We start from the raw sequence: 16662 nt of genomic DNA on the forward strand, positions 1-16662 counted from the left end.
GGGAAATCCCAGGCCGAAAGCCGCGCGCCGCGCGGCAGGCCAAATAAAGCGTCGCGGGATGGAGCAGCCAGGTAGCTCGTCAGGCTCATAACCTGAAGGTCGCAGGTTCAAATCCTGCTCCCGCAACCAAAACCTAACCACATGATTACAACGCCTTACACCCCCGCAGCCGCGGGGCTGACTGCGTTCGGAACAAGGATGCTGGAAGCACTACGGAAGCAAACGAGCGCAGCTCGAGCTGTGGCAAACACACCTGAGTGGTTCGGTTTGATTGTTAGTGCATCACTGGCCTCGGTTCCATTGGAACGATGGTTTCCAGTGCTGGTGGGCGGTAGCCTAATGCGCCAGGAGGAGGCGTAAGACAGCTATCAATGGCGCTAGCACCAAAGGGCAAGGAGAGCGAGCGGGGCCCAAAGGGCGCCGGGTGCGGCTCCGCTGGCGTCCGCAGGCCGGATGCCGGGGCAGGGCAGTCCGCTTGCATGGATAAGAAAATCCCCGCGGAGCGTGTTCTGTTTCCGCATTTGCCGTGAAACGCTGTCCCTTGCGGGGCCGAAACATGATACAATTACCTCGCAGGGGTTTTGCATGCTGGGATTGCACTGAAAAAGCTGAACCGCCTGGAAGGAAAGGGAGGACAGGCGCATGTCCGACTCTCCAGAGTGCCAGTTTGCGCTCAGGCCGCTCGAAAAACCGGATCTCGCGGAGCTATCCTGCTGGTTCCAGGACGTGGCTGATCTTGCGTGCTTTGACCGTTCTGCGCGCACTCCGCTCGATTCCGCAGCAACTGCGCACGCCTGGGAAGCTTCGGGGGATGCGGCGGGCGGAACCGGAAAGTGCTGGTTTTCGATTGTGGCGGACACTGGCGCGCTTGCAGGAATTGCCGGGCTGGAAGGCATCTCAGCGGTAAACCGCGACGCAGTGATTGCGCTGTTCATCGCAAAGGAAAGGCGCCGGCAGGGGATCGGTATCCGCGCCATGGCTCTGCTGCTGGATTTTGCGTTCCGTCAGCTTGGGCTGAACCGTGTCACATCATATTACCGCGAAGACAACTTGCGCACCCGGGATATGACAGCGCGCCTTGGCTTTGAAACCGAAGGCAGGCTGCGCCGGGCCTGGTATGCGGAAGGCTGTTTCTTCGACATGGTCGCGGTCGGGATCCTGCGCGCGGAATGGGACAGGCGCCGCCAGGAACTGTCGCAGAGCCTCAAGCCGGGGTTGACTGTCAGCTTCGGTGCCGCGGACGCTCAGGGCTGGGTTTGGCCGCCGCGCCAGCCAGAAGGCGCAACAGGCTGAGCGGGCCGCTGGGGGCGAGAGGCAGAGCAGATGAAGAAGGATTGACGCACGAGGGACATTTCAATGGGCGATCATAGCGAAAACCCTTCGTTCAGGCGAAGGCTCGGTGCAGTGCTCTTTGCCGATGTGGTTGGCTATGCCCGGCTCATGGGTAACGACGAAGTCGACACTTACAGTGCTCTGAAGTCGCTGCTGATGCAGCTTGAGGCGGCCTGCGAAGCCCATGACGGTCAGGTCATCGCTGTGCGCGGAGACGGCGTTCTGGCCCTGTTTGAGACCGCAACCGATGCGGTTCAATTCGGCGTCGAGCTGCACCGGATTGCAGAGCAAAGCAACCAGGCGCGGCCCAGCAGCGAGAAAATCCGCTTCCGTGCCGGGGTGCATTTAGGGGAAATCCTGGAAGATGACCGGGGTATCCATGGCGACAATGTCAACATTGCTGCCCGGTTGCAGGAAATCGCCGAACCCGGTCGCGTGTTTGTCAGCGCGGTTGTCTATGAGCAGATCCGCAACCGGCTGCGGTTCGGTTACGAGTTTCTGGGGCCATGCGCGCTCAAGAACATTGCCGAGCCGGTGCCGACTTATTGCGTCCGCAGCGAGGTTGCGGGGGTGACCATGGCGCCAAGCCGACGGCCGGATTTTCCAAAGCCGGAGCGGGTGCGGCCGGACATTCCCTCGGTTGCGGTTCTGCCGTTTGCCAGTCAGAGCGGGGACCCGTCCGACAGCTGGTTTGCCGACGGGCTGACGGATGACATCATCCTGAATCTCTCCAAGTTCAAGAACCTGTTTGTGATCGCCCGCAATTCCGCCTTTTTCTTCAAGACGCAATCCATGCCCCCGCAGGAGGCCGCGCAGGAACTCGGGGTGCGCTACATTGCGCGCGGCAGTGTCCGCAGGGCGGAGTCGCGGGTGCGGGTCGCGGTCGAGCTGATTGATGCGGACAGCGGCAGGACGATCTGGGGAGAACGCTATGACCGCAATATCGACGACATTTTTGCGATCCAGGACGAAGTCACAGACGCCATTGTTGCTGCAACCGCGGTTCTGATTGAAACCCAGGAACGCAAACGGATGGCCCAAAGAGCGCCCTCCGACCTGGCAGCCTACGGCTATGTGCTGCGCGGCCAGCAGTTTATCTTCAGATATACCCGTCAGGACAATCAGGAAGCGCATGGGCTTTACGAACGGGCGCTTGCCTGCGACCAGGACTATGCACGGGCCTCGGCGGCGATCTCGCGCACGATGAACATCAATTGGCGCTACTCCTGGGCAAAGGACAGCGAGCATGCGCTGGATACCGCTTTGGGGTTTGCCCAGCGGGCTGTTGACCTGGATCCGACAGATGCCCGCGGCTTTGGCGAGCTAGGTTTCGTGCATCTTTACCGCAAGGAGCATGATGCCTCTATCGGCGCCTACAGGCGTGCGCTGGCACTCAACCCGAATGATGCAGACCTGCGATCGGATTTTGCGGATGCGATGGCGCACTCCGGCGACAATGAGGCGGCCATCGAACATCTGCAGCAGGCCATGCGGCTGAACCCCTACTTCCCGGACCAGTACCTGTGGCATCTCGGCGGCGCCTACTACAATCTCAAAGAGTATGAGGCGGTGATCGAGACGCTGACAAAAATGAACAACCCGACCGAAGGGCAGCGCATGCTGGCGGCAAGCTATGCCCAGCTTGGCCAAATGGGCCAGGCGCAGGAAATGACCCGCAAGCATCAGGAAGCCCACCCGAATTTCTCGCTGGAGCGTTGGGCCAAGGTGCAGCCCGACCGTTTGGAAGAGGACACGCAGCACTTTGTCGAAGGGCTGAAGAAGGCCGGTTTTTAGGGGCGGGGCTTCGGCAGCCAGGCGTTTGCCGTACCGTAGCAAGCTGCAGGCAAAGCATTGGCCGTTTCAACCGCAGATTCTGGCGCCGGAAATTTCCTGTATCCAAAGCCGCATGGGCTCGGTGCGGGGCAAAGGATGCAACGCACCGGCACTAGTCCAGAAACAGGCCGAAATGATCCTGAGCTTCCGAAAGTTTCCTGACGCGCTGGCGTGCAGTATCACCCAGCCGGCCGCTGACGTCTTGCAGCAGCAGGTTGAGCCCTGTTGAAATCCCTTGCGGCATCGCAAGGAAGAAATGCGTTTCAGCCGGATAGCGCAGCACATATGGCGTTATGCCCGCGGCCCAGTCGCAGAATTCATCCGCGAGAATAATCACTTCGATGCCGCGCTCGCGGGCAAGCCTGGCAAGGACCGGGCCATGCGCCCCGTAGCGGAACACGTCCATCATGATCAGCGTGACCTTCTCCTTCGGTTCTGGCAGAAGGCCCGCATAGACACCATCGATGCCGTCCACGATATGCACCCTGTCCCGCAGGTAGGAGAGGCGGCGGCAGAACCCGTCGGCCAGATAGTACATAGTCTGAAAACCGGTCACATGGACGGCATCCGATTGTGCGACCAGCCCGACGATATCCTGCCACAAAGCGCTCTCGCGAAAGGAAAACGCTGCGGCTACCGAGGCCTGGCTCAGCTCCAGGTCCGATTGCCATTGTTCAGACTGGCTGCGCGTGAAGCTGGTCTCGAACCTCCGGTCCACACGGTAGTTGTCCGGGCCATAGGTGTCCTGGACAACCTGATTGCGGGCATCAGCGGAATCCTCGAACCCAAGCTTCCTGAAAAACCGGGTCAGCGTCATCGGGCTGAGGTCCAGCTTGCGGGCAATCTCGGAGTTGGTTTCCACGACCACCGCTTCCGGGCGTGCCAGGAAATAGGCGGCGATACGCTTTTCCATAAGCGTGAAGCCGCTTTCAGCCTGCGCTATCGCATTGGCGAGCAAATCCCGCTGTTGCACCGTCCTAGCTCCTTTCCTGTTCACGGCTTTCTGCCTCAGCCACCTCATGTTTACGGCTTAACCGTCTCTGCTGGCCATAGGTTTTGCCGTGTTAACATACTAACATATGCGTATCACATGTTCTATTGATAACATTTTTGGATTGCGCTAAGCAAAGCTCATGGTGAGGATTCGCGGGTTTCCGCGGCCGAAACCTCAAGCGGCGGCGCGGTGGGACGGTTCATCTGCCTGGCGTTTGAAACCGTATCCAACAGGGAGGAACCGAACGTGAAACTGAGAATCCTGGCAGCTGCCGCCTTGCTCATGAGCACCGCAATCACCGCGCAGGCGGAAGCGGTCAAGCTGGGTTACAACGGGGCGCCTGACGCCAAGAAGAACGCCGTGCACTACTTCGCCGAAACGCTTGAGCGGATTGTCGAGGAGAAGTCCGGTATCGAGATCGAGCTTTACCCGAACTCGCAGCTTGGAAACGAGCAGGAGCGGATGGAGAATACCCTGGCGGCGCCGTCGCTGAATGTCGCAAGCTTTGCCGGGCTTTCGCCGGTTGTTCCGGAAAGCTTTGTTTCCAACACGCCCTTCATGTTCAGTACCGCAGAAGAAGCGCGGACGTTCTTTGACGAAGGCGCCTATTGGAAAATGGTTGAGCAGGCGTTCAGCGACCGCACCGGCGGCTCTGAAATCCTGGCAGTGGTGGAAGAAGGCGGCTTCCTGGCCTTCACCAGCACCGACCGGGCCATTCATTCGCCCGCCGATTTCGACGGCTTGAAGTTCCGAGCAATGGATCCGTCCCAAGTTGCCCTGTACGAGGCCATGGGCGCTTCGGGCACGCCCATCCCCTGGACCGAGGTCTACTCCGCGCTGCAGACCGGTGTGGTCGAAGGCCAGATGAACCCGCCGCTTTACATTATCCTCGGCTCGCTCAACGAAGTGCAGAAATACATGACACGGGCGAACGTGCAGTATTCCATGCAGTTCCTAGTCGGCAACGGCGCCTGGCTGAACTCCCTGTCTGAGGCAGACCGCAAGGTGCTGGAAGAGGCCGTGGCAGAAGCCAATGCGATGACCCGCGGCAAGGTTCAGGCGACGGTCGAAAGCCGGGTAGAATGGCTGGCGGAAAACGGCATGGAGGTCATCACGCCGACTGCCGCGCAACTGGCGGAATTCCAGAAGATCGGCCAGCCGAGCTTTATTGAATGGCTGGGCACGCAAAGCATTGATCCAAGCTTCATCGAAGCCGCGTTCAATGATCTGGGCAAGTCCGACCTGCTTCAGAAATGATCGAAACAGCACAGCGCTGGCTGGCACGCCTTACCCTGGGTGTGTCGGCCCTTCTTATCGCTTGGGTCGCCTTGTTTATCCTGTACGGCGTCGGCGCGCGGTACTTCTTTGGATCGTCTCCGATCTGGTTTGATGAACTGGCGCGCTATGTGATCATTGGCGCCGCCATGATCGGCCTCGGCGCCGTCTGGGTTGAGGGCGCGCACATGCGGGTATCGGTGCTGGAAACGCGGGTTCCGCCGCGGGTCCGGTCGGCCATCATCCTGTATCAATGGCTGCTGACGCTGGCGCTTGCCGGTGCCATGGCCTGGTTCTCCTGGACATACGCCGGCCAGGTCGGCTTCTTCAAAACCCCGGGCCTGCAGATCTCGCGCACGCTGCCCGTGATGCTCTTGCCGGCAGGGTTTGGCCTGCTGTTTCTCATGGTGCTGCTGAACGGCCCCAAGGCTCTGCGCCAGCCTGCAGTGGAGAGTGACGAATGATTGCTGCAATGCTTTTTGTCATGCTGGTCAACGTGCTGATCGGCGTGCCGCTGTTCCTGAGCCTGATGGCGACGGCAGTGGTTGGCTTTGCCTTTGTCGGCATGGACCAGATGGCGCGGATCATGCCGCAGCAGGCCTTTGGCGGCATTGATGTCTTCTCGCTGATGGCGATCCCGCTGTTCATTCTGGCGGGCAACCTGATGAACAACGGCCAGATGACGCCGCGGCTGCTGCAGCTGGCCGACCGGCTGGTCGGGCACCTGCGCGGCGGTCTGGGGCATGTAAATGTGACCGCAAGCGTATTCTTTGCCGGGATCAACGGATCTGCGGTGGCCGATACGTCTGCGCTTGGCACTTTGCTGGTTCCGGGCATGCGCAAGGCCGGCTTTCCCGGCACTTATGCCGCCGGGCTGACCGCGGCCAGTTCGCTGATCGGGCCCATCGTGCCGCCCTCCATCTTCATGATCCTGTTTGCCAGCCAGACCGGCACCTCTGTCGGCAGCCTGTTCCTAGGCGGCATTCTGCCCGGCCTGTCGCTCGGCGTGGCCTTCATGGCGATGAACGTCGTCTATTCGCGGCTCTACAACGTCGAAAAGAACCACCGCCGCGCCAAGCTGCGCGAGATTGCCAGCGCGGCCTATGCGGCCCTTCCGGCCCTGATTGCCCCGGTGATCATCGTGGCAGGGATTGTCCTGGGGGTCGTGACACCGACTGAGTCCGGTGCCCTGACCGTGGCTTATGTGCTGGTCTGGGGGCTGTGGTCAAAGAACCTGAGCTTTCATGGCGCCTGGCTGTCGCTGAAGGAAACCGCGACGCTGACCTCGGCTGTCTTTGTCATCATCGCGATCTCTTCGGTCCTGTCCTGGCAGCTTGCCTATGCAAAAGCACCGGAAGCCTTTGTCAGCCTGCTGGAGCCTTTCGCGAACAGCCCTGCGCTGACCCTGATTGCGATATCCGGCATCACCTTCATTACCGGGATGTTCATGGAGGAAGTCTCAGCCCTGATGCTTCTGACGCCGATCGTGCTGCCGGTTGCACAGGTGGCGGGGGTGGATCCGGTCCACCTGGGCATCGTGGTCACGCTCAACATCACCATCGCGCTGATTACACCGCCGATGGGGGCCTGCATCTTTGTTGCAGCGGCGGTGGGCAAGGTCGACATCGCGCGTCTGTTTGTTGCCATCTGGCCTTTCATCGCAGTGGCTCTCGGGGTGCTTCTGATCGTGATCCTGGTGCCCGGACTGACCGTGTGGCTGCCGCGGCAGCTGATCTGACATGCCCCTTCAGCCTCAATCAGCCCTGAACTGGGACGCCGCCCAGACCATTTCCGCTGGAACAAGCCGCGAGCCGCTTGTTCCAGCATCCCCCAGTCCGCATTGGATTACCTGGCCTGTCTACTTCCACAACGGCGTCCAGGCGGCGCTGCCCGAGATCTGGGTCCGCGAAGCGGTCTATGACCGGCTGATCACGGCGGCGCAGAGCCTGCCGCCGCAGTACCGCTTGGTGGTGCTGGACGGGTGGCGGCCGAAGACCGTGCAAAACAGCCTGTTCGAAGGGATGCGCTGCAAGCTGGCTTTGCAGCATCCGGAGCTTCCGGGCTGCGAGCTTGACCAAAGGGCGCTGCTGTATGCGGCACGGGCCAGCGACGACCCCGCACGCCCCAGTCCGCATATTACCGGCGGCGCCGTCGATGTGGCGCTGGCCGATGCGGACGGCCGGTTTCTGAATATGGGCAGCACCTTCGACGAAGCCAGCGAAAGAAGCTGGACCGCGGCGCCAGTGGCCGAAGGCCACGAAGCGCGCCGGAGATGTCTGCTGGATGCCATGCTGCAGGCGGGCTTCACCAACCTGCCAAGCGAATGGTGGCATTTCGACTACGGCAATTGGGTGTGGGCCTGGTACCGGAACAAGGCGTCTGCAATTTACGGTCCAGCGGAAATTCCTGCGATTTAATCTGCGCAGGTGCCAGGCTACTGCACGCTCTGGCTGCCTGGCACTCTGCTGCCGCGTATCGCCGACGAAAAACGCCCGGGCATCGGCCCGGGCGTTTGGTGCATGTCACATCCGGCTGGCTCAGCCGATGATCGCGTTCAGCGTTGCCGAGGGGCGCATCACCTTGGCCTTCAGCTCAACGCTCGGGCGGTAATAGCCGCCGATATCGGCTGCCGGGCCCTGCGCTGCGGCAAGTTCACCCAGGATCTGCTCTTCCTTGGTGCCCAGCTCTTCGGCGATGGGAGCAAAGAAGGCGGCCAGCTCGGCGTCATCCCCCTGAGCAGCCAGGGCTTCGGCCCAGTAGCGGGCAAACCAGTAGTGGCTGTCGCGGTTGTCCGGCTGGCCGACCTTGCGCGAGGGCGAGCGGTTGTGGTCGAGGATGCCTTGCGTTGCGTCCTCGGCTGCCGCGCCCAGCACGCCCGCTTTGGCGTTGCCTTTGCTGTCGGCCAGGAATTTCAGGCTTTCCCCCAGCGCGCAGAACTCACCCATGGAGTCCCAGCGCAGGTGGTTTTCTTCAACCAGCTGCTGCACGTGTTTGGGAGCCGAACCGCCAGCGCCGGTTTCAAACAGACCGCCGCCATTCATCAGCTTCACGATCGACAGCATCTTGGCCGAGGTGCCCAGCTCCAGAATCGGGAACAGGTCGGTCAGATAGTCACGCAGCACGTTGCCGGTGATGGCGATGCTGTCGTTGCCAGCGGTGATGGTCTTCAGCGATTGCGCCGTGGCTTCGCGCGGGGCAAGCGTCACGAACTTGTCCGCCACACCGGCAGCTTCCAGCGCGGGCTGCACGTATTTGATCAGCTCGGCATCATGGGCGCGGTTTGCGTCCAGCCAGAAGATCGCCTCGGAGCCGGTCAGGCGCTGTCGGTCCATCGCCAGCTGGATCCAGTTCTCGATCGGGGCTTTTTTCACGGTGCAGGAACGCCAGATGTCGCCTGCTTCCACTTCGTGGGAATGCAGGGTCTCGCCGTTTGCCAGAACCACACGGATGGTGCCGTCTGCCGGTGCCTCGAAGGTGGTCGGGTGCGAACCGTATTCCTCAGCCTTCTGCGCCATCAGGCCGACGTTGGCGACCGCGCCTGCGGTGGTCACATCCAGCGCGCCGTTGGCTTTGAAGAAGTTGATGGTCTCGTCATAAACCGAGGCATAGCAGCGGTCGGGGATCACGCAGTTGGTATCGCCCTTCTGGCCTGCCGCGTCCCAGCCCTTGCCGCCGGCGCGGATCACCGCGGGCATGGAGGCGTCGATAATCACATCGGACGGCACGTGCAGGTTGGTGAGGCCCTTGTCGCTGTCGACCATATACATGGCCGGACGCTCGGCGGTGACGGCCTCGATAGCGGCCATGATGTCGGCGTTGCCTGCAACGCGGTCCAGCAGGTCGCCCATGCCGGAGTTCGGGTTCACACCCAGAGCGTCCAGCTCGGCGCCGAACTTGTCGAACACCGGCGCCAGCCAGGCCTTCACGGCGTGGCCAAAGATGATCGGGTCGGAGACCTTCATCATGGTGGCCTTCATGTGCAGCGAGAACATGGTGCCGTCGGATTTGGTGTCCTCAATAGCGCCGGCCAGGAAGGTGGCCAGAGCCTTGGCGGACATGAAGGTGGCATCCGCAACGGTGCCTTCTTCCAGCGGCCAGGCGTCTTTCAGAACGGTGACGGCGCCGTCCTTGGCAACGAATTCGATCTTCGCGTCACCAGCCTGGGCGGCGGTGATGGTCGCGGATTTTTCGTTGGCATAGAAATCGTTGCCGGGCATCGACGAGACTTTGGTCTTGCTGTCCGCAGCCCATGCGCCCATCGAATGCGGGTTGGCTTTGGCATAGTTCTTCACGGCTTTTGCCGCGCGGCGGTCGGAGTTGCCTTCGCGCAGAACCGGGTTCACCGCCGAGCCCTTGATGGCGTCGTAACGGGCGCGCACTGCCTTTTCGGCATCATTGGCAGGTTCTTCCGGGTAGTTCGGAATGTCGTAGCCCTGGCCCTGCAGCTCGGTGATCGCGGCGACCAGCTGCGGCACCGAGGCGGAGATGTTGGGCAGCTTGATGACGTTTGCGTCCGGGGTTTTCACCAGCTGGCCCAGCTCGGCCAGGTCGTCGTTCTGGCGCTGATCCTCAGACAGATTCTCCGGGAAGGCGGCGATGATGCGGCCCGCCAGCGAAATATCCTTGGTGCCGACCGAAACGCCGGCGGCCGAAGCGAACTTGCGGATGATCGGCAGGAAGGAGGCCGATGCCAGCTCGGGCGCTTCGTCTACAATGGTATACAATATGTCCGGGTTTTTGTTTTCTGCCATGTTCCACAACCTTTCAGCGATCTCGGAGGCGTTTATGACGTCGGCACAAGCGGAGCCCGCGCCGGAGGGTTATTCCAGTGATGTTCCGGTGCAATCAAACGTGTCCGGAACGGGCTTGGGAAGCCATTGGTATCGCCCCCATGTAGAACAGGATTGCTGCAGGTGCAATGGTGCGGTGCATATGACAGCCCGCGCGGATTGCCGCGGATGGCAGGGGAGGGGCGCTGCCCCTCTTGGCCTTTGGCCAATTCACCCCGGGATATTTTATGCAAGAGGAAAGAGCTGGGGGTTACTCGCGCAGCTCGTCCGGGGCGACACCCCAGAGCTTTTTCTTCGGCGCCCAGCCGCTGTAGCCGCCGGCCGAGATTTCGCACCACTCGCTGCCGCACTCGCCGAGGCGGGCCACAACACCGAGCTCAAAGGCAGCGCTGACCGGCGCGCGGGCATCGGGGCGGGCGTGCACCGTCAGCATGTCCTCTTCCACCAGCACAGTGCGGACGCCTGACAGCAGCGCGTAATGCACCCAGCCGCCGGCGCCGTCGCGGTCCTGCACCCGGCGCCAGTGGCCGTACTCAGCCGTGATCTCCAGCGGCATGCCGCGGCGCTTGAACACCCAGTCGATCTTATGGGTGAGGGAGGGACCGCGGCGCACATTGCCCTTGGCGGCTTTCATCGAGACGTAACGAGGCAGGGGCAGGTTGGTGACAGGGCCGCGGGATTCGGCGGCGCAGACTGCTCCAGCCACCGCCAGGGATACCGCTGCCGCTGCCAGATGGCGCAGTGCCATTGCCGCTTTTCTCACTGCCTGCTCGCCTCTTCGTTGCCCAGCCGGGTTGTGCCCAGCCTCTTTTCCGGTCTTGCGCCCGTGTTTTGCCCCCTGGCGTTCCGGCAAAACTCCGGTTGCGGCCAAGGGAATGCGCGCGGGTTCTTGTGCCTGCCCGCGTCCTGCGCCACGATGCCACGGAGAGGCGGCATTTGAAAAGCCCGAGGGAGAGCGCAAATGGCAAGAGAACGCTTGAGTGTTGTTGTTACGCGACGGTTGCCGGAGCCGGTGGAAACGCGGCTGAGCGAGCTGTTCGACGTGCGGCTGCGCGAGGATGACACGCCGATGACCAAGGCGGAGCTGATCGAGGCGGTGAAACAGGCCGATGTGCTGGTGCCGACTGTCACCGACAGCATCGATGCGGGGCTTTTGGGCCAGGCGGGCGAGCAGCTGCGGCTGATTGCCAACTACGGCGCCGGGGTGGATCACATCGACGTGGCCACAGCGCGGCAGCGGGGCATTCTGGTGTCCAACACGCCCGGCGTTTTGACCGATGACACCGCCGATATGGCGATGGCGCTGATCATGGCGGTGGTGCGCCGGATGCCCGAAGGCCTGGCGGTGATGCAGAAAGGCGACTGGCAGGGCTGGGCGCCGACCGCGCTCTTGGGCGGCCGGATTGCCGGGCGGCGCCTCGGCATCCTCGGCATGGGCCGGATCGGCCAGGCGGTGGCCAAACGCGCCGCGGCCTTTGGCATGCAGGTGCATTACCACAACCGCCGCCGGTTGCGTGCCGAGACAGAAGCGGCGCTGGAGGCCACCTATTGGGAGAGCCTCGACCAGATGGTGGCGCGGATGGATGTGATCTCGGTGAACTGCCCGTCGACGCCTTCGACCTTCCATCTGCTGAACGCGCGGCGGCTGAAGCTGATGAAACCCTCGGCAGTGGTGGTGAACACTTCGCGCGGCGAGGTGATCGACGAGCACGCGCTGACCCGGATGCTGCGCGCAGGCGAGATCGCAGGCGCCGGGCTGGACGTCTATGAGCATGGCACAGACATCAACCCGCGCCTGCGCGAGCTGCCCAATGTGGTGCTGCTGCCGCATATGGGGTCGGCGACGCTGGAAGGGCGGATAGAGATGGGCGAGAAGGTGCTGCTCAACATCAAGACCTTTGAGGACGGCCACCGCCCGCCCGATCAGGTGGTTCCGTCGATGCTGTAGGTGCCCGCAAGCCGGGCCGGAATTTGAGAGAGGGAATTTCCATGAGACATCTGATTCTGGCCTGTTTTGCCGTTGCAGGCGCGGCCAATGCACAGGAAGCCGCAGATTCCGTGGCGCCGGAAGCTGCCACTGCCGGCAGCTTCGAGGCGATCTCAGAGCAGGTTGCTGCCGCACTGGAGGCCAGAAACGCAGGCCAGCCGGTCGAGGCCGAAAATTGGATGGTTGCGGCGGCCAATCCGCACGCCGTTGAAGCTGGCGCCCAGGTGCTGCGCGCAGGCGGCACTGCCGCGGATGCGATGGTGGCAGTGCAGACCGTGCTGGGGCTGGTAGAGCCGCAGTCCTCGGGGCTGGGCGGCGGTGCCTTTCTAGTCTGGTATGACGGGGCGACCGGCGAGCTGACCACACTGGACGGGCGCGAGACCGCGCCTCTGGCAGCCACCCCGACGCTTTTCCAGGATGAAAACGGCGAGCCCTTGCAGTTCTTTGACGCAGTGGTCGGCGGCCGTTCGGTGGGGACGCCGGGCACGCCTGCGCTGCTGGAGGCCGCACACCGGAGCTGGGGCCGTGCCAATTGGCCGTCGCTGTTCGAACCGGCGATTGCCTTGGCCGAGGGCGGCTTTGCCGTGTCGCCGCGTCTTGCCGGGCTGGTGCAGCGTGACGCCGAACGGCTGGCGCGCTTTCCAGCCACGGCGGAATACTTCCTTCCCAATGGCGAGCCGATCGAAGCAGGGGGCGTCCTGCTCAATCCGGACTACGCGGCCACATTGCGTGCTTTAGCCGAGGGCGGAGCGGGGGCGTTCTATTCCGGTCCCATCGCAGCAGAGATCATCCGGACAGTTTCAACTGCCGAAGGCAACCCCGGCGTGCTGTCGGCCACTGACTTGGCGCTGTACCAGGTCAAAGAGCGCCCGGCGGTCTGTGCCGCTTACCGCGATTTTGAGGCTTGCGGCATGGGGCCGCCGTCCTCTGGTGCCCTGACGGTGGGGCAAATCCTGGGAATGCTGGGGAGTTTTGACCTCGCTGAAATGGGCGCCGAGAGCGCCGAGGCCTGGCGGCTGATCGGCGATGCCTCGCGCCTCGCCTTTGCCGACCGCGGGCGCTACATGGCCGACAGTGATTTTGTTCCGGTGCCCACGCATGGGCTGGTGGCGGCGGATTATCTGGCCAGCCGTGCCGAACTGCTGCAGGGCGATGATGCGCTGCCCGAGGTGGCGCCGGGATCGCCCGAGTTTGACCATGCGCTTTGGGCCGATGATGAATCGATTGAGCTGCCCTCGACCTCCCATATCTCGATCGTGGATCAGTACGGCAACGTCCTGTCGATGACCACGACTATCGAGAACGCCTTTGGCTCGCGGCTGATGGCGGGCGGCTTCCTACTGAATAACGAGCTCACCGATTTTTCCTTCCGCACCCATGTGAACGGCGTGCCGATTGCCAACCGGCTGGAGCCGGGCAAGCGGCCGCGCTCCTCAATGGCGCCCACGATTGTGCTGCGGGACGGCAAGCCGGTACTGGCCATCGGCTCGCCTGGCGGCAGCCGGATCATCGGCTATGTGGCAAAATCCATTGTCGCTTGGGCCGATTGGGGGCTGAACATCCAGGAGGCGCTGGCGCTGCCGCATCTCGTCAACCGCTTCGGCACCTATGACCTGGAAGCGGGCACCAGCGCCGAAGGCTTTGAAGAGGCGCTCTCTGGCATGGGGTTCGAGGTGAACATCCGCGATCTCAACTCCGGGCTGCACGCGATTGAGATTGGCGATGTGCTGAAAGGCGCCGCTGACCCGCGGCGTGAGGGGATAGCGCTAGGCGGTTAAAGCTTCCGCCCGGCTGCCCTGCGTGCTCTGGTGCAGGCCTACCCGCTTGTGGGTATTGCGGCGCGGCCTCTGCGGGGCGTAGGTTAACACGTAAACTTCCCCAACGGATGCCTGCCGCCCAAGGAGACCCGCCATGGTGCAAGCCACCTCACTGCCGCGCAACGAAGCCGGAATCGAGGCTGCCATCGAGACGCTGAAACAGCGTTTCGGCGACCAGTTGCAGACGGGCCAGGCGGTCTGCGAGCAGCACGGCCACACCACCACCTGGATCGTCAATCAGGCGCCTGATGCGGTGATCTTCCCAACCTCTACTGAGGAAGTCTCGGAGGTTATCAAAGTCTGTGCCGAGTTCGGCGTGCCGGTCATTCCCTTCGGCACGGGCACCTCGCTGGAGGGGCATGTGAACGCGCCTGCCGGGGGTATCTGCGTTGACATGATGCGGATGGACAAGATCCTGGCGGTCCACGCCGAGGACCTCGACGTGGTGGTCCAGCCCGGCGTTACCCGCGAGCAGCTCAACACCTACCTGCGCGACCAGGGGCTGTTCTTCCCGATTGACCCCGGCGCCAATGCTTCGCTTGGCGGCATGGCGGCCACCCGTGCCTCCGGCACCAACGCGGTGCGCTATGGCACCATGAAGGACAATGTGCTGGGGCTGGAAGCGGTGATGGCCGACGGCGGCGTGATCCGCACCGCGCAGCGCGCTAAGAAATCCTCGGCGGGCTACGACATGACCCGGCTGCTGGTCGGCAGCGAAGGCACCCTCGGCCTGATCACCGAGCTGACCCTGAAATTGCAGGGCATCCCCGAGGCGATCCGCTCCGCCCGCTGCTCCTTCCGCTCGGTCGACGATGCGTGCCGCGCGGTGATGATGACCATCCAGTACGGCATCCCTGTTGCCCGCATCGAACTTCTGGATGCGCTCAGCGTGCGCGCTGCCAACGCCTATTCCGGCCTCGACCTGCCGGAGAACCCGCTGCTTCTTTTGGAGTTCCACGGCTCGGACGCTGGTGTGGTCGAGCAGGCGGACATGTTTGCTTCCATCGCAGAAGAATTCGGCGGTTTCGATATCGAGGCCACTTCGACAGCTGAGGAGCGCAACAAACTCTGGCAGGCGCGTCATGACATGTACTGGGCCAGCCTGCAGCTGCGCCCCGGTGCCAAGGGGATTTCCACCGACGTCTGCGTGCCGATCTCGCGATTGGCGGAATGCGTTGGCGCCGCCCGCGAGAAGGCGGAAGGCATGGGGCTGATGGCGCCGATGGTCGGCCACGTGGGCGATGGCAATTTCCACGCGCTGCTGCTCATTGACATGGACAGCGGTATCGAGCGGCGGAAGGCGGATGACTTCGTCGGCTGGCTCAATGAACTGGCAATTTCGATGGACGGCACCTGCACCGGCGAGCACGGCATCGGCCAGGGCAAGCGCCCTTATCTGCAGCAGGAACTGGGCGAGGCCACCCGCTATATGGCTGCGGTCAAGGCGGCGCTGGACCCGGAAAACATTATGAACCCCGGGAAAATCCTGGAGATGTGAGCTGCTGGCGGTGTTCCGGGACGAAAAGAAGAGTTCCCGCCTGTCGTAAGGCGCATCAAAGATGCACCTGCTTCCGTTGGGCCGGGCGCCGCGCTGGCGCGCGGCGCGGCGCCCCGGGCAACCCGCGGGTCAAGGGCCGCGCAGCGGCGGTGCGCGGCACCGTTTACCCTTGACGCGCATCCCTCTCCAAAATTGCAAACGCACTTAAGGGCAGGCCTGCCCTTAAGCGCTTCTCAGCAATCTCTTTTTGCGCTGCGCAAGCAGCGCCCGGCCCAAGGCTGTAATAGGGCCCCGCAGGGGCCATCTTCAGGCGCGGGAGCCCGCCGCCTGCGGGAAGGCGTGCCGTTGCCGGCCCGGCACACGCCCCGTTCACAGCATTTTTGCCTGGGGGTGCTAAGATGCTTGCCGATCGCGGTCACCGCCGGGACTGACATCCCCGGCCTCCAGGAACAGGGCCCTTTGGCAAGGGCGCGCAGAGACGACGTTCAGCGTGCGGGAGGCATCTCCCGTCCCGCCTCCGCCTCTTTGGCGGCGCCGCCATTCCTTACCGCTCGTGAACAGCCGTTGAGGATCAGCAAGTAAAACTGCAGCAGCCGGCGGGGCAGGGGCCCGGGCCGGATACGGCGCATTGCAGCCAAACCTCCCCTGAATTGCCGGAAAGCTGCCGCAATTGTGCTCCAGGTTTTAAGCAGGTGTGAAAACCGGGCAATTCGCGGACCTGGAGAGCGGCCATGGGATTGAAAAAGGCGGTAGGCATTGTGGTGTTCTGCATCCAGGGCGTGATCGGCGCCGATTACTATTTCCAGACCCGCGACGCAGGGCTTGGCTGGGGCCAGCTGAGCAGCGCGGACTATGCCGCAATCGTGCGTGAACGCATCACCCGTGTCCGTGCCGAACGCGCCGGGCTGAACGCTGGCGCGGAGAACTCAGTTTGGGGAGAGGCCGCAAGCTATGGCAAGCGCCTGCTGTCAGGCGGGCAGCAGGTGGCCGAAGCGCAAGAGCCCGAAGCCCCGAAACCGATCTGCGTGCGCCGCGGCAACGTTTCCGACTGCTGAGGCAGCCCTTTCCGCAGGCCGAACGGCAAAGCGGGCAGCGGCCCCTCATTGCGGCCGGAAAATGCCATTTCCGGCAAAATC

Annotated in this window: 13 protein-coding genes and 1 tRNA gene; 11 read left to right on the forward strand and 3 right to left on the reverse strand. The window is 62.9% G+C overall.

Going from position 1 to position 16662, the window contains the following annotated elements; genetic code table 11:
• Positions 1-52: 52 nt before the first annotated feature.
• From RA19_RS02360 to RA19_RS02370, 3 genes are all read left to right on the forward strand, one after another.
• Positions 53-129: transfer RNA gene (locus RA19_RS02360), tRNA-Met, on the forward strand.
• A 513-nt stretch (positions 130-642) separates the two neighbouring features.
• Complete coding sequence (locus RA19_RS02365; protein WP_039159237.1) at positions 643-1293, forward strand: GNAT family N-acetyltransferase; 651 nt, start codon at positions 643-645, stop codon at positions 1291-1293.
• Positions 1294-1356: 63 nt separating this feature from the next.
• Entirely contained in the window at positions 1357-3126 is a 1770-nt protein-coding gene (locus tag RA19_RS02370) for an adenylate/guanylate cyclase domain-containing protein (protein ID WP_039159239.1), read from the forward strand.
• 151 nt (positions 3127-3277) lie between these two features.
• Here the strand turns inward: RA19_RS02370 and RA19_RS25620 are convergent, their stop codons facing one another.
• Complete coding sequence (locus RA19_RS25620; protein WP_193748209.1) at positions 3278-4138, reverse strand: MurR/RpiR family transcriptional regulator; 861 nt, start codon at positions 4136-4138, stop codon at positions 3278-3280.
• A gap of 267 nt (positions 4139-4405) precedes the next feature.
• Between RA19_RS25620 and dctP the strand changes: the two genes are divergently transcribed.
• Genes dctP through RA19_RS02395 form a run of 4 tightly spaced genes read left to right on the forward strand, consistent with a single transcriptional unit; the run spans position 4406 to position 7851 of the window.
• Complete coding sequence (dctP, locus tag RA19_RS02380; protein ID WP_039159661.1) at positions 4406-5416, forward strand: TRAP transporter substrate-binding protein DctP; 1011 nt, start codon at positions 4406-4408, stop codon at positions 5414-5416.
• Positions 5413-5898, forward strand: a complete 486-nt coding sequence (locus RA19_RS02385; protein ID WP_052261611.1) for a TRAP transporter small permease — start codon at positions 5413-5415, stop codon at positions 5896-5898. The genes dctP and RA19_RS02385 overlap by 4 nt, the downstream gene beginning before the upstream one ends.
• Positions 5895-7172, forward strand: a complete 1278-nt coding sequence (locus RA19_RS02390; RefSeq protein ID WP_039159241.1) for a TRAP transporter large permease — start codon at positions 5895-5897, stop codon at positions 7170-7172. The genes RA19_RS02385 and RA19_RS02390 overlap by 4 nt, the downstream gene beginning before the upstream one ends.
• Position 7173: 1 nt before the next feature.
• Positions 7174-7851 (forward strand): M15 family metallopeptidase, encoded by a 678-nt coding sequence (locus tag RA19_RS02395; protein ID WP_039159243.1) that lies wholly within the window; start codon positions 7174-7176, stop codon positions 7849-7851.
• 120 nt (positions 7852-7971) lie between these two features.
• On the opposite strand, the gene RA19_RS02400 is transcribed toward RA19_RS02395, so the two are convergent.
• Both RA19_RS02400 and RA19_RS02405 read right to left on the reverse strand, forming a co-directional pair.
• On the reverse strand, positions 7972-10185 hold the full coding sequence (locus RA19_RS02400) for an NADP-dependent isocitrate dehydrogenase (RefSeq protein WP_039159245.1): 2214 nt from the start codon (positions 10183-10185) through the stop codon (positions 7972-7974).
• Between the two features lie 289 nt (positions 10186-10474).
• Positions 10475-10972, reverse strand: coding sequence for an SH3 domain-containing protein (locus RA19_RS02405; RefSeq protein WP_039159247.1), 498 nt, complete (start codon positions 10970-10972; stop codon positions 10475-10477).
• Positions 10973-11185: 213 nt separating this feature from the next.
• On the opposite strand from RA19_RS02405, the gene RA19_RS02410 reads away from it, so the two are divergent.
• The 4 genes from RA19_RS02410 (at position 11186) to RA19_RS02425 (ending at position 16581) form a co-directional block, all read left to right on the forward strand.
• Positions 11186-12172, forward strand: coding sequence for a 2-hydroxyacid dehydrogenase (locus tag RA19_RS02410; RefSeq protein ID WP_039159249.1), 987 nt, complete (start codon positions 11186-11188; stop codon positions 12170-12172).
• A 41-nt stretch (positions 12173-12213) separates the two neighbouring features.
• Positions 12214-13989 (forward strand): gamma-glutamyltransferase, encoded by a 1776-nt coding sequence (gene ggt, locus RA19_RS02415; protein ID WP_039159251.1) that lies wholly within the window; start codon positions 12214-12216, stop codon positions 13987-13989.
• 133 nt (positions 13990-14122) lie between these two features.
• Positions 14123-15526 (forward strand): FAD-binding oxidoreductase, encoded by a 1404-nt coding sequence (locus RA19_RS02420; protein WP_039159253.1) that lies wholly within the window; start codon positions 14123-14125, stop codon positions 15524-15526.
• A gap of 731 nt (positions 15527-16257) precedes the next feature.
• Entirely contained in the window at positions 16258-16581 is a 324-nt protein-coding gene (locus RA19_RS02425; RefSeq protein ID WP_039159254.1) for a hypothetical protein, read from the forward strand.
• Positions 16582-16662: the final 81 nt, after the last annotated feature.

Source organism: Leisingera sp. ANG-M1 (assembly GCF_000813745.1).
Lineage (GTDB): Bacteria > Pseudomonadota > Alphaproteobacteria > Rhodobacterales > Rhodobacteraceae > Leisingera.